Annotated in this window: 14 protein-coding genes; 8 read left to right on the forward strand and 6 right to left on the reverse strand. The window is 58.8% G+C overall.

Annotation, left to right across the window (positions count from 1 at the left end; translation table 11 throughout):
• Positions 1–6: 6 nt before the first annotated feature.
• Entirely contained in the window at positions 7–711 is a 705-nt protein-coding gene (locus tag ACYJL1_RS19015; RefSeq protein ID WP_460899162.1) for a GntR family transcriptional regulator, read from the reverse strand.
• Positions 712–816: 105 nt separating this feature from the next.
• Between ACYJL1_RS19015 and ACYJL1_RS19020 the strand changes: the two genes are divergently transcribed.
• The 7 genes from ACYJL1_RS19020 to ACYJL1_RS19050 all read left to right on the forward strand — a co-directional run bounded on the left by ACYJL1_RS19020 (position 817) and on the right by ACYJL1_RS19050 (position 8,121).
• Positions 817–1,974, forward strand: a complete 1,158-nt coding sequence (locus tag ACYJL1_RS19020; RefSeq protein ID WP_460898493.1) for an LLM class flavin-dependent oxidoreductase — start codon at positions 817–819, stop codon at positions 1,972–1,974.
• Complete coding sequence (locus ACYJL1_RS19025; protein ID WP_460898494.1) at positions 1,974–2,867, forward strand: aldo/keto reductase; 894 nt, start codon at positions 1,974–1,976, stop codon at positions 2,865–2,867. Before ACYJL1_RS19020 ends, ACYJL1_RS19025 begins: the two co-directional genes overlap by 1 nt.
• The gene (smoA, locus tag ACYJL1_RS19030) at positions 2,867–3,394 is read left to right on the forward strand and encodes an NADH-dependent FMN reductase SmoA (RefSeq protein WP_460898495.1); all 528 of its coding nucleotides are present in this window, start codon (positions 2,867–2,869) and stop codon (positions 3,392–3,394) included. Before ACYJL1_RS19025 ends, smoA begins: the two co-directional genes overlap by 1 nt.
• A 52-nt stretch (positions 3,395–3,446) precedes the next feature.
• Positions 3,447–4,037 carry a TRAP transporter small permease gene (locus ACYJL1_RS19035; protein ID WP_460898496.1) on the forward strand — a complete coding sequence of 197 codons (591 nt, stop codon included), beginning with the start codon at positions 3,447–3,449 and terminating at the stop codon, positions 4,035–4,037.
• Positions 4,037–5,326: a TRAP transporter large permease gene (locus tag ACYJL1_RS19040; protein ID WP_460899163.1), complete on the forward strand. Its 1,290-nt coding sequence runs from the start codon at positions 4,037–4,039 to the stop codon at positions 5,324–5,326. Before ACYJL1_RS19035 ends, ACYJL1_RS19040 begins: the two co-directional genes overlap by 1 nt.
• Positions 5,327–5,363: 37 nt before the next feature.
• Positions 5,364–6,425: a TRAP transporter substrate-binding protein gene (locus tag ACYJL1_RS19045; protein WP_460898497.1), complete on the forward strand. Its 1,062-nt coding sequence runs from the start codon at positions 5,364–5,366 to the stop codon at positions 6,423–6,425.
• Positions 6,426–6,879: 454 nt separating this feature from the next.
• Complete coding sequence (locus tag ACYJL1_RS19050; protein WP_460898498.1) at positions 6,880–8,121, forward strand: MFS transporter; 1,242 nt, start codon at positions 6,880–6,882, stop codon at positions 8,119–8,121.
• Between the two features lie 381 nt (positions 8,122–8,502).
• Here ACYJL1_RS19050 and ACYJL1_RS19055 read toward each other — a convergent pair whose 3' ends face one another.
• From ACYJL1_RS19055 to ACYJL1_RS19070, 4 genes are all read right to left on the reverse strand, one after another.
• Positions 8,503–8,721, reverse strand: a complete 219-nt coding sequence (locus tag ACYJL1_RS19055; protein WP_460898499.1) for a hypothetical protein — start codon at positions 8,719–8,721, stop codon at positions 8,503–8,505.
• Entirely contained in the window at positions 8,718–9,518 is an 801-nt protein-coding gene (xth, locus tag ACYJL1_RS19060; RefSeq protein ID WP_460898500.1) for an exodeoxyribonuclease III, read from the reverse strand. Before xth ends, ACYJL1_RS19055 begins: the two co-directional genes overlap by 4 nt.
• Positions 9,515–9,685: a hypothetical protein gene (locus ACYJL1_RS19065; protein WP_460898501.1), complete on the reverse strand. Its 171-nt coding sequence runs from the start codon at positions 9,683–9,685 to the stop codon at positions 9,515–9,517. Before ACYJL1_RS19065 ends, xth begins: the two co-directional genes overlap by 4 nt.
• Positions 9,686–10,782: 1,097 nt before the next feature.
• Complete coding sequence (locus ACYJL1_RS19070) at positions 10,783–11,265, reverse strand: nuclear transport factor 2 family protein (RefSeq protein ID WP_460898502.1); 483 nt, start codon at positions 11,263–11,265, stop codon at positions 10,783–10,785.
• A gap of 375 nt (positions 11,266–11,640) precedes the next feature.
• On the opposite strand from ACYJL1_RS19070, the gene ACYJL1_RS19075 reads away from it, so the two are divergent.
• Positions 11,641–12,144 (forward strand): GNAT family N-acetyltransferase, encoded by a 504-nt coding sequence (locus tag ACYJL1_RS19075; protein ID WP_460898503.1) that lies wholly within the window; start codon positions 11,641–11,643, stop codon positions 12,142–12,144.
• Between the two features lie 190 nt (positions 12,145–12,334).
• Here ACYJL1_RS19075 and ACYJL1_RS19080 read toward each other — a convergent pair whose 3' ends face one another.
• Entirely contained in the window at positions 12,335–13,852 is a 1,518-nt protein-coding gene (locus tag ACYJL1_RS19080) for a M81 family metallopeptidase (protein ID WP_460898504.1), read from the reverse strand.
• Positions 13,853–13,860: the final 8 nt, after the last annotated feature.

A 13,860-nucleotide genomic window follows, 5' to 3' on the forward strand; every position in this document is an offset into this window, starting at 1 on the left:
TGCTCTCTACTTGAGCCGCGTCACATAGCGCGCGACATCGTGATCGAACCAAGTGCGGGATACTTCGGCCCGCGTTCCGTCCTGAGAATAGCTGATGCGCAGGACATGGGTGATGGGGGCGCCCGGCCGCTTGGCGAAGACCTCGGGCGCCCAGTCGGGCACGCTGTCCAGATAGACCTGGTCTTCGGCCCGCGCGATCCACAGGCCAAGCCGCGTCCGGTAGTAAAGGTAGAGCGATTCCGAAAGATCCTCGCGCGTCACTACATCGGCAAAGGAACCGTCCAGCCAGATTTCCTCCAGCGCGGCGATCTTTCCGCTCAGCCGCCGGATACGGCGGATCCGGTGCCCCTGTGCGGACGTGCCAAATTCCGGCAGCTCCGCCGGCTTTTCCAGCCGGGCGACATCGAGGACTTCCGCCGTCGGCAGGCCGCCGCCGCCCAGAAGCTCCAGCCGGAACAACGAATAGACGCTCTGCGGATCGCTGATCGCGCGCACGTAATTGCCCGAGCCCTGAACCCGCTCCAGAAGCCCGCGCGCCTGCAATTCGGCAAGCGACTTGCGCAATGTCCCGACAGCGATGCCCAGTTTTTCCGCCATGTCCCGCTCCGGCGCTAGCTTTTCCCCGTCGATCAGCCGGCCGGCCGCAATATCGCGCACCAGGAGCTCCGTGATCTGGAGATAGATTGGCAGACTTCCGTTCGTTTGATTCATGGGCTCCGAAACCGTCGCGACGCTGCGCAGAAAAAATTGATACACCATTGATCTACATCAATGCGAATGATAGGCAAGAGGAAATTGCAGCACCGGAGGAGATTTATGAGCATCGTCCCTGTGACATCGGCGGACCTGGACGCCGCGGAAGTTTCGTGGTTCGCAGCGCTCTGCTCGGATGACTACGCCTATCTCGGCGTCCCTGACGGCGCGCTGCGCTCAAGCTTCGAGCATTGCTCCGACATCGTGAAAACGGCGGAGAAGCATGGCTTCCGCAACATTCTCTGCCCGTCCTCCTACCAGGTCGGACAGGACACGCTGAGCTTCGTTGCCGGCTGCGCGCCGCTGACCAGCGACATCAACTTCCTGGCCGCCATACGCTGCGGCGAGATGCAGCCGATCATGCTGGCGCGCACAGTCGCCACGCTCGACCACATGCTCAAGGGCCGCCTGACGCTCAACGTCATCAGTTCGGATTTTCCCGGCGAGACCGCCGACAGCGCCTATCGCTACCGGCGCAGCCATGAAGTGGTGGAAATCCTGCGTCAGGCCTGGACCCGCGACACGATCGATCACGACGGCGAGATCTACAATTTCACGGGCGTTTCCACCGACCCGGCAAGGCCCTACCAGCAGAATGGCGGCCCGCTTCTCTATTTCGGCGGCTATTCTCCCGACGCACTCGAACTGTGCGGCGCGCAATGCGACGTCTACCTGATGTGGCCGGAAACCCGCGAGGCCCTTGCCGGCCGTATGAAGGCCGCCCACGCGCGCGCCGAGGCCCATAGCCGCACGCTCGACTATGGCCTGCGCGTCCACATGGTGGTGCGCGACACGGAACAGGAAGCCCGCGAATATGCCGAGCATCTCGTCTCCCGGCTCGACGACGAATATGGCAAGCTCATTCGCGACCGGGCCCATGACAGCATTTCGCTCGGCGTCGCGCATCAGGCCCGCGCCCGCGAACTTGCCGACCAGTTCGGATATATCGAGCCGAACTTGTGGACCGGTGTCGGCCGGGCCCGTTCCGGCTGCGGCGCGGCCCTCGTCGGCTCCACCGATCGCATCCTCAGCGAGCTGGAAGCCTACCGGAAAATGGGCATCCGCGCGTTCATCCTGTCCGGATACCCACATCTCGACGAGGCTGGGCATTTTGGCACGAAGGTTCTGCCTCAGCTCAAGACCTGCTCTCTCCCGCACGAATACGGCCGCGTTCCCGATGAAACGCCGGCAACCCCGCTTGGCAAAGGAGTTCGCCGCTGATGGACCGCATTTCCCTTTCCCCCGACCTGAGTCTGAGCCGCCTCGTCTACGGCATGTGGCGCATCGGCGATGATGCCGACACGTCGCCGGCACATGTTCAGGCGAAGATCGAGCGCTGCCTCGAACAGGGCATCACCACGATCGACCAGGCGGACATCTACGGTGGCTATACCGCCGAGGCCATTCTCGGCGGCGCCCTTCGCGCGGCACCGCATCTGCGCGAGCGGATCGAGATCGTCACCAAATGCGGGATCATCGCGCCGGCCGGCCGACATGCGAGCGCGCGCGTCAAGCACTACGACACGACCCGTACCCACATCACGGCCTCCGTCGAGGCTTCGCTGCGCGACATGGCGACCGATCATGTCGATCTGCTCCTGATCCATCGCCCCGATCCGCTGATCGATGCCGAGGAGACCGGTTCGGCGCTCGATGCGCTGGTCGCCTCCGGCAAGGTCAGAGCCGTCGGCGTCTCGAATTTCCGGCCCTTCGATTTCTCGCTGCTGCAATCGGCCATGCAGACGCGGCTTGCGACCAACCAGATCGAAATGAGCCTGGTTGCCACCGAAGCCTTCACCAACGGGGATCTGGCCTTTCTGCAGGAACGGAAGGTCCCGCCGATGGCCTGGTCACCACTCGGCGGCGGAACGCTCTTTTCGGCATCGAACGGCGAATTGATCGCCGCGCTGGAAAGGCTCGGCGCCACATTCGGAACGGATGCGGGAGCGGCCGCAGTTGCCTGGCTGCTGCGTCATCCGGCGCGGATCCTACCGGTTCTCGGCACCAACACGCTCGATCGCATCGCGCGGATCGCGGAGGCGGCGAGGATCGAGATGGACCGGGAAACCTGGTTTGAACTCTACACTCTGGCGACAGGACAGGAGGTCGCGTGATGATGGCTGCCAATATTGCCACTTCGAACAGTGAACATCTCTTCATACCCGAACCGACCAACGCCCGGTCGCTGCGCAACGCACTCGGCAGTTTCACGACAGGTGTCACGGTCGTCACCGTGTCCGGGCCGGAGGGTCCCTCGGGCATGACCGTCAACAGTTTCGCCTCCGTCTCCCTTGATCCGCCCCTGGTCCTGTGGTCACCGGCCAAGAGTTCCAGCCGTCATGGACTGTTCACGGCCGCAGACCATTTCGTCATCCACGTCCTGAGCGCCGACCAGAACGAACTCAGCGCTCGCTTCACACGCGGCGGACGCGGTTTCGACGGCATCGAATGGCAGGAAAATTCCGAAGGCGTGCCGGTGATCAGGGGCACGCTGGCCCGCTTCGAATGCGCGCGCGCCGACCGCTATGATGCCGGCGACCACACGATCCTTCTCGGACGTGTCCTGCGGGCGGCACACCGGGAGGGTGAACCGCTCTGCTTTTCGAAGGGGAGCTTCGGACGCTTCGCTCAGATGGCATGAGGCTGGCACATCCAGCTTCGGAGGAGAAGCCGGATGCGCCCGGGAGGACTATATGGACATACTTCTGGCGGCTGCCGGACTTCTTGGCAGAGTGAATGCCACCCTGTTGACGATCGGCCGGTGGCTCGGCGGCGCCTGCCTTGGCGTCATGGTCATCGTCATCCTCGTTCAGGTTCTCTTCCGCTACGCCCTGGGCAACGCCCTGCCGTGGACGGAGGAGCTTTCCCGCTTCCTGATGCTCTGGATGACGGGCCTGATGGCGCCGACGGCCTTCCGCCGCGGCGGCTTCGTCAGCATCGAGCTGATCGTCTCCGTTCTTCCGAGATTGCCTGCAGCCATCCTCAACCTTGTTCTTCTCCTCATATCCGCAGTGGTCCTGTGGTGGGGCCTGCGCATCGGCTGGAACGAGGTAACAGGACTTGGCGGACGCTTCACCATGCCGTCCCTCAGCATCCCCGTGTCGCTCGACCTAGCGCAATGGATGAAGGTGCCGCGAAGCTGGATGATGGCATCGCTGGCAACCGGCGTGACCGTGATGTTTGCCGTGAACATCGAACTGATCCTGCGGTGCGTCGCAAGCCTCTTCGGCGCCGCATCGCGACTGCTTCCGATTCCGATGAGCACCACCCTGGGGGCTGAATGATGCTGGGACTGTTCCTGCCGCTTTTCCTCGTTTTCCTGATGCTCGGCCTGCCGGTCATGTTCGGCCTCATCGCCGCACCCGCCATCCTGCTCTGGCTGAACGGCCAGGAGCGCGACATCGTGCTGCTCTACCGCAATGTCTATAACGGCATGGACAGCTTCCCGCTGATGGCTATTCCGTTCTTCATGCTGGCCGGCGAACTGATGAACAGGGCCGGCATCACCCTCCGGCTGGTCGAATTCTCGCAGGCCGTCATCGGGCATCTGCGCGGCGGCCTTGCCCATGTCAATATCCTGTCGTCGATGCTCTTTGCCGGCCTCTCGGGCTCCGCGGTCGCCGATGTCTCGGCGCTCGGCTCCATGCTCATCCCGGCCATGGAAAAGCAGGGATATTCGCGCCGCTTTGCCGCGGCCGTCACGGCCGCGTCCTCGATCATCGGGCCGATCATTCCGCCGTCGGGCATCATGATCATCTACGCCTATGTCATGGGCGAGAGCGTCGCCGCCCTCTTCCTGGCCGGCATCGTGCCGGGCATCCTCATCGGCGTCAGTCTGATGGTGGTCGTACGCCTGCTGGCAAACCGGGAGAACCTGCCGCCGGCCACCCAGCGCTCAAGCTGGAAGGAGCGCGGCGATGCCAGCCTCAAGGCCTTCTGGCCGCTGATGACCCCGGTCATCATCATGGGCGGCATTCTCGGCGGCATTTTCACCCCCACCGAAGCCTCCGCGATCGCCGCGGGCTATGCGGCGCTGATCGGAGTATTCGTGCTGCGCAGCCTTCGCGCCGGCGACATGCCCGACATCCTGATCCGCGCCGGCATGACGTCGGCCGTCGTCCTGCTGCTCGTCGGCGCGGCGATGGCCTTCAAGACTGTCGCCAGCCTCGCGCACACGCCGGAAATGCTGGCAGCCTTCATCCTGACACTGTCGGACAATCCGCTGATCCTGCTGCTGCTGATCAACCTCCTGCTGTTCATCGTCGGCATGTTTCTGGATGCCGGCCCGGCGATCATCATTCTCGGACCCATCCTCGGGCCGATCTTCACATCGCTCGGCGTCGATCCGGTCCATTTCGCCATCATCATGGCGGTCAACCTGACCGTCGGTCTTTTGACGCCACCCATGGGGCTCGTGCTTTTCGTCACCTCCTCCGTCTCGGGCCTGAGGGTCGAGACGATCGCCCGCGCGACGCTTCCGTTCCTGCTGGTCGAGGTGGTGGCCATTTTCCTGATTACCTATTTCCCCGCAATAAGCCTGACGGTTCCCCGTCTGGCAGGGTTTATCGATTGAACCGAAACAAGAGATTGAGACATAAGGGAGGAACAAAATGCTCAAACATCTGATGAAAACACTTCTGGTCGCCAGTTCGCTGGTGATGGCTGCAACGACGCTGGCGCATGCCGCCGACATCACCCTGCGGGCGAGCGCCAATTCCAACGAGAACGACGAGGACTACGATGGCCTCGTGGTCTTCAAGAACTACATCGAGAACGCATCCAATGGCGCAATCGCGGTCGAACTCTTCATCGGAACGCAGCTCTGCGCGACCGGCGAGGAGTGCCTTCAGGGCGTTGGAGACGGCTCCATCGACATCTATATCTCAACCTCCGGCGGCGCAGCCGGTCTGTTCCCCTATATCCAGGTTCTCGACCTGCCCTACCTGATGAGCGACGACCGCGTGGCCGAGGCAGTTCTGGAAGGCGACTTCACCCGGAAGCTGCGGGACATGGCGCTTGAAGACAGTGACAACACGATCCGTCTCATGACGATCGGCAATACCGGCGGCTGGCGCAACTATGCCAATACACAACGGACCGTCAAAACGTCTGCCGACCTCAATGGATTGAAGATGCGCACGGTTCCGGCCGACCTGCCGCAGAAGATCACCACCGCCGTGGGTGCCGCGCCGACGCCCATTCCGTGGCCGGAACTCTTCACCTCGCTGCAGACCGGCGTTGTGGAAGGAACCGCCAACGGCATCACCGACATCATGAGCATGAAGTTTCCGGATGCAGGCCTCAAGTACCTGACACTGGACGGCCACAGCTACATGGGCGCCTTCTGGTGGATGTCCAACAACCGCTTCCTCGAACTGAGCGAAGACCAGCGCAAGATCGTGATTGACGGGTTCGCAGCCCTCCAGCAGGCGACGTTCGCCAGCCCCAAGCGCAAGGAGATCGGTGCCTATGCCGAATTCGCCAAGGCTGGCGGCGAGGTCTACGTTCCCACTGATGGCGAGAAGGCGGAGTTCAAGGCAGCCGTCGAACCGGTCTTCGAGTGGTTCAAGGGCAATGTAACGCGCGGACAGGAAGTCTTTGACCTCTTCGGGTCGGCCGTCAGCGAAGCGCAGAAGACGGTCAACACCCAGCGCGCCGCCGATCTCAACTGAGAAACCGGGGTGGTACGGAAAAACCCGCGCCGCCCTCCCGCCATAATCAGGACACCCAGAACCTCACGACCGAACCTGCCGCCCGCGACCAGATGGTGAAGACCATTTTTCCCGCATACCTTCGCACCATCTTTCCCGGCCCTCCATAGCTGTGATGGTATCGCTTGCGGCATCCCTCGTGTCCGAGCACTACGGCGCTCCGGCAATGCTTCTGTCAATTAGAGAGCGCCGGGTTCACAGTCGTTTCCGACCAGCCACTGGAGGGACATGTACGGAAGCAAGTAAACGACCCTGGACATCGCATCGAACTCATGCATATCGTCGACGCCTACTCCGGGTTTTTAGACAGTTTGTGGAAGATTTGCGACAAAGAGAATTTAACCGCAAGAAACGGGTGGCTTGCGGCTCTGTAGATCAGGTCATGTGTCCTCATGCATTCAACTTGAGGATATCCATGTCCCACTCCTTTCAGACTGTTCCGCTACCCTCTGCATTCAGACGCATTGGTTGGTCGAATCTCTTTGCACAGTTTTCCGAACAGATCGCATTGGCAACCGCTCCCTTGGCTGCCGTTTTGTTGCTTGGTGCGGGACCGGTTGAAACAGGCTGGCTGCAAATGGCACAAACCCTTCCCTTTTTGTTGCTCTCAATTCCGGCCGGGCTGGCAGTTGATCGCGCCTCGCGCAGAACGTTGATGCTGGGATCGGAGGTTCTGCGCAGTCTTTCACTTATGGTAATTGTGCTGCTTTTGACATTTGGGCTGCTGAATGTACCGCTGCTCGCGGTCCTCGGCTTCATCGGGGCTATCGGGACGGTTTGTTACAGCGTGGCGGCTCCCGCGATTATTCCCTTAATTGTACCCCGTGCACGACTTGGCGATGCGAATCGCTGGCTTGAGTTGGTGCGCAGCGCCGCTTTTGCCGCTGGCCCAGCTCTCGGCGGGGCATTGGTCGGTTGGACCGGCGCCTCTACTGCCTATGTGCTTGCAACCGTACTTTCCATTCTGGCGGCGCTGTACCTGGCAAACATCCCAAAAGACAATGTAACGTCACGCCCTTTCAGCAATCCGCTACAAGACCTGAAGGAAGGAGCAGCATTCGTTGCACATCACAAGTTCTTGCTTCCGATCCTGTTGACTGCGATTTTCTTCAATACCGCGTGGGTGGTTCTGATGGCTGTCTATGTTGCCTATGCTGTCCAGAATCTGGGCATGAGTGCAACTCAGGTTGGCATTGCGTTGGGAGTTGATGGCGTCGGCATGATTGTAGGAGCCTTGATCGTGCCCATCCTCGCCCGGCGCCTCTCGATTGGTGCCATGATTGTTCTGGGGCCGCTCGGAGGATTTTGTGGAGCCTGCATCATGCTGCTAACTCTGTGGTTTCCCTCATTCTGGTTGGTATGTGTCAGTTTTTTCCTGTTTGGAATCGGACCAATCCTGTGGACCATCACGACGATGACGCTACGCCAAGCGGTTACGCCCAACGCTATGCTTGGTCGCGTTTCGGCCCTCATCATGACAGCCACTTATGGTTCAAGACCACTTGGGGCCGCAATCGGCGCCCTGGTGGCGACCTATTTCGGCGTTGCGGCTTGTCTATTCGTGGCAACGTGTGGGTTTTTGATCCAGTTTCTCATCATCCTGGTTTCACCAGTGCCGGGATTACGTGCTCTGCCAGGTGAACCGGCCATTGCATAAGCTGCCGTCAAGGGCTGACTTTGACGGATCGTCGCGAATATTCTGACTTCTGCGGCACGTTGGTTTTCCCGAAAGCGTCCGAGGATTCTCGCCGCAAATCTCTTTTGCAAAAGTTGGACCTTTCCGGCGTGCTTTTGCGATGATCAATAACCCGTGTGAGCCCTACTCAGACTCCGTTGGCAAAAACTTCGATGTCCGCTTTCCTGTTGAGTGTCGCCGAAGCGGACAGTCGGAACTCGTCATTGATGGCGTTAGTTCAGCTGCCGCAAAGACGAGTAATTGACGCATTGGAAATCTCACTTCAAATGCCTTGAACAAAATTGAACCGCCGACCCCGTTATTCGAAGGTGTTTCTCAAGACAATTCTGCAGCGCGGCTTACTCAGGCACCTGCGGCGGGCCAATCGTTTGCCGGCTCTTCGACTGCCTCTTCCGACACATCGTCTGCAGGATCGGGATCACGTTCATTCGCAATCCGCGAACGCTCTATTTCTTCGATCATGGCTTTGAAGACATCGGCCTGCCTGAATCCGGAAACGACCGCCTGATCGACCAGGTTCGCCAGACCGCTTCGAAATTCGTCGCGCCAGTCATCAATCACTTCGTTTTCCTCCGTTTGACCTGTTTGTCTGATAGTTCGATCCAGACTGGCGCGTGATCGCTGGTGTGCTCCCAGCCGCGGACATGCTTGTCTACCTCAGCCTTTTTCAGTCGCTCGGCAAGGTCGGGACTGAGCAGGAAATGGTCGAGCCTCAAGCCGGCGTCCCGTCCATAGGCATTCCTGAAATAGTCCCAGAACGTGTAGATGCGCGCTCCGGGATGCATCTCTCGCAGTGCATCTGTCCAGCCTTGATCAACCAGATCTCGGAAGGCTTCTCGAACTTCAATGCGGAACAGGGCATCGTCCGTCCAGCGTTCCGGCTTGTAGACGTCCAATTCCGTCGGCATGACATTGTAGTCGCCGACCAGGACCACGGGTACTTCAAGGTCCAGCAATTCGGCGGCATACTCATGTAGACGCCGAAACCAACGGAGTTTGTAGTCGAACTTCGGGCCGGGATAGGGATTGCCGTTCGGAAGATAAAGTCCGCCAACCACCACGCCGTCCACGATGGCCTCGATAAACCGGCTCTGTTCATCCTCTGGCTCTCCCGGAAGACCTTTCCGTGTGAGGTGCGGCTTCTGGCCCCTCGCCAGGATGGCGACGCCATTCCAGGATTGTTGTCCATGCCAGACCGCACCATAGCCGGCAGCTTCGATGGCTTTGGCAGGAAATTTCGCATCCGGCGCCTTCAGCTCCTGGAGAACGACAACGTTCGGCTTCGTCTCGTCCAGCCACCGGAGCAGGACGTGGAGGCGGCCGTTGACGCCATTGACGTTGTAGGTCGCGATTTTCACTTGGACTTTTGGTCGCTCTCGCCGGGCTTGGCGTCGTTCTTCGCCTGGTGACGCTTGTCGGCAGAGTGGGATCGGCCGACGTCAACGGATTCCTTGAACTTGCCCTCTTCGTCGCGCCGGAGGTAGCGTTTGTCGGTGCCGGTATCGATGAGTTCGCACGTGGACATGATGATCTCCAAAGATTTATGCAGCTAAAACCCTCCAGACCCCGAAAAGTTTCAGATTGGTGCCAACGGGCCTTGCGGCTGCCGCTCCGACAACCGTGCCGGCCGCCACCAGCGATCTCATGGAGAGCTCCGTAAGGCAGGCCGCCTCCTGGCAAACGATCATCCATCTCGCGAACACCGACGGACAGCACGATGGCCTTTTTTCAGTGCTACCTACAAGGTGAGCGATACGGTCGCTCAACTCCTCAATAACCCGAGGATTGAAGGCGTGTGACATCGTTCCCGGACCTCTCCGGCTCGCGTTAAACAGGACTTCATGCCTCCAAAAATTGTTGACGTTCCCTTTTTGTTTCAAATCGTATCGGAGCGTCAAGCTTACTTGAAAGGGTTGTTTTAGGAGCAGATAAGTTGCCAAAACAAAAATCGTTGACGAATCAAGAGGCCAGGCAATTCGACGCAAGTATTTCGCCCAATCATTTTTTGAGCGGGTGCAGCGCCGCCACTTCTGCCTATTGGTTGAGCTGATATCCTTCGCAGGCGTTGGTCTGGCTCCTTCTCAGGCAGTAACGACCGGCTCGTGCTCAATCGCCTGGAAAAACCTTAATTCCAAACACCCTCTTAGTTCTTCCATAGAGTGCAATAACTATCGGCGGAGGCCTTGCTCATTATGCTCACAGTGGATCTTTATACGAGACATGATGTTTGATCAGCCGCAGTAATCCAGTTGCTTTCCGAGCGAAGCCCGAGGTGGGGAGTCGACCTGAACTCCTGAACTTCCTCCAGATGTTGTGGATCAGAGCAGAGTGTTTCATCGCCCGCACCTCGGGCATCGAGGGGTAACAAATAGTGATTTCAGCAGCGCTGTCAGGTTGTCACGCCTGACCAACGAATATTGTTCTACAACCACGCCGTCCTAAATACGGATTGGCGCGAATGTCGATCCAACGGCGGCCGGAGTGGGATTCTAAATCGGTGTGCCACATTGGCCGGCGTGACCACGATATCGCCAGCTATCGCTCATTTGGACCTTTCACAATCAGCGATGTACAACGACAGGGTCGAACCAAATGCCCGACCCAGCTGAGCCTTGCCGTCGCTTATAATGCTGGATCTCTGACACTTTCGAGATGCCAAACTTTGGCGACAATGCGCCAACCCTCGACTCCCTTGACGAAACAGAGATGATCGAGAAAAACATTTTGATGGATGCGCAGCCTGACTTTGACGAGAGCAGAGACTTTCGATAACCAGTCGATCATAATAATTTCGTCTTCCCGTATCTGTCCCTTGCTTGATGGTGGAATCCGTTTGGCGATGACGTTGCGGTACCGGGCAATGGTATCAACCGCGATCACCCCTTCGTCGGCATCAAAAAGACTGCAGTGTTTATCGAAAACTTGGTCAAACAAAACTAAGTCGCAGGTATACAGGGCATCGAAATAGATTTGCACTGCTCTTAGAAGTTCTGTATTCGACATGGCCATTTCTGCTCCGGTTTGGTTGGCTGCGTTATGCCGTACGTCAATCTGAAACGGCAACGGGCGAAAGTGCCAACGAGCGTCAAGATCATGCCAAACCATAGCGTGAACACTTACCGAGCAGCATTTGCACACAATTGCCTGTGATCGCAGCAAGCCGAGCACCGCGCATAGCGAACAATCATGCTGATGACTGAGGGGGGATCCACGTTGCTGTCATGAGAACTCGAGTTTGTACGACAGTGTTGCAACGGCCATTTTTGTAAGGGGCAGAATAAGAGCCGTTCGGTCGGATTTGGCAAAGTAGACAAAGATGCGTTCGTGAACGATTTTCTAACGCAGACCGCCTACAACCAAAAGCTAAGGTCCCATGTAGAGGCGTTATGAAGATCCCCAGTGCGGTCGGCTCGAAGGGAGACTTCCCTGTCCGCACAAGGGATGCCACAATCTAAAAAACTGGCAAGAGGTCGAACGGAAATGTTAATCAGACGGGCAACCCATAACGATTTCGTTGCTCTGCAAGCGATCGAACGGGCGTCATTTGAGACGCTGCGCAGCGTAAATGCTGTAAGCGGCGAACCTTCGGCAAGCAGCCAGGATGAATTGAAGCAGTACCTTGACGATGGTTTACTTTATTCAGCCTATGATCAGGATAATGTGCCAGTCGGTTACTGCGGCGGATACGTCACAGAGGGCTGGCTACACATCGGCGAGATGGATGTTCATCCTCTTTGGCAAAGGAAGGGAGTGGGTCGGAAGCTGATGGAGACGCTGCTTTGTGAGGGACGCTCGAAGAGACTGATTGGATCAACGCTGACGACGGATCGGTTTGCGCCGTTCAATGCTCCATTTTACGCATCGCTGGGGTTCCAGCTCCTCGATAGGTCGAAATGCTCGCCTCGCCTGCAGGACATTCTCGCTTCCGAAGCTGAAAAAGGTCTCGATCCCAACAGACGGGTTGGCATGATCCTGGTTTTCTGATGCAGAGACCTGGGCGCCAGAGCGGGTTGTTGCTGCGTCAGTCGACAGTTTTCGGGTTGCACGTGTAAATACCTCGGTCACGGACGTAGTGACATTTTCAATGCTATATCGCCGACGTTGCCGCGAACAGGAATTTTTTCCGTACACCGAATGGTTCTTGGTGCCTTAAACTTGCCATCTACAGATTGGGTCACGAGACTAGAGGTATGACGCGCTCGAAGTCCTTGTCGAGCGGCCAGAGTGGGCGCGGCGTGCGGGTATAGAGACGTCGTTCCGCTCGCGGCGTTGCCAGCGCGCCCGCATCGCAGATAATGATCCTGCCCGCTATCGGCTCAAATGCCGCTCTGAAATGCTGCATCGACTTAAGAACTAACACGCGGCGATCTGTTGGTTCTATTCCGAAAGCGCGCAATTGCTGAAGATCGACCATCTGTTGCGCTTCTGAAACGACCAGGACTTCGATCCCGTCAACTTCGATTACGGCGGTGGGTCCGAAACTATGGCTAAGGCCGCCCTGTATAGGTCCGTCGCCGACATAGGCGCCGTCCGAAAGTCTGGACAGCACACCTGTCACCGTCAGCGGACCACCGCCGAAATTGGCGTCACCCTTGCCGCCCAACGTCACCTTCACGGTTTCGCCTTGCCTGTGACGGTGCAGTTCCGCCGCTGCCTCGGCGTCGACCATCGGCGCGAACACGGCACCTTTGACCCCCACATCAAGCAGGCCCTTCAAGAGCGCGGTGGAGTCGCCATAGGAGCCGGCGCCCGGATTATCTGCATAATCGGCGATAACGAGCGGCTGGTCGCCGCGCCAGGCAAGCGCCTCGGCGGCGGCCTCGTCGACTTCGATGAAAAGAGTGCGCTTCTTGGTCCGGCCTTTCCAGATCTGGTCTGCAAGTTCCTCCGCCCTAAGCCGTGCGCACGACTCGGCTTCCGGATTTCGGCTGTCATAGGTCGCAAGCACTGTTGGTCCGACGCAAACCACATCCGCTCCCGTGAAACCGCAATTGACGGAAACCGCGAGCAAGCCCTCGGCCTCTGCCTCGCGTGCACGTTCATAAAGCGCCAGCGTTTCGGGAATGTCGGTGCGGCCGGAGTTTGCTTCGTCCAGCATCGGCACATGCGCCCTGACGGTTCGCGGCGCGATTTCACCCCTCATTGCGCGATCCAGTATACGGGCGGCATGCGCACCGGTCTTCCGCATGTCCACATGCGGATAGGTCTTGTATGAGACAAGGATCTGCGCGTCCCGGACCATGTCTTCGGACACCATGGCATGAAGGTCGAGCGTCACCGCAATGGGAATCTCCGCGCCAAGCTCAGTCCGTAGGAGGCCCAGTAGATAGCCTTCTCCGTCATCGCAGAAATCCGGGACCATCGAGCCGTGAAGGCCGAGAAGCACGCCGTCGAGACGGCTCTTGTTCGAACGCGCCGCCTCCAAAATAACACCGGCGATATGATAATAGGCCACCTTCGTTACGCGGCCGCCGGGTACGGCGTGTGCCGAAATCGCGTGAACGACGTTCCAACCCGCCCGCTCCGCCACATCCATGAACCCGGCTAGTTCGGTGTTGGCGTTACGTCGGACGCGGATCGCCTCGTCGCCGTAGTGCAGGGCGTTTACCTCGAACTGCGGCAGGTCGGTTCGGCAGCGCGAGAACGTATTGCTCTCGTGCATGAATTCGGCGGTCAGGACGGTAAGCCTCATTGGAACTC

The organism is Phyllobacterium sp. K27, assembly GCF_054796155.1.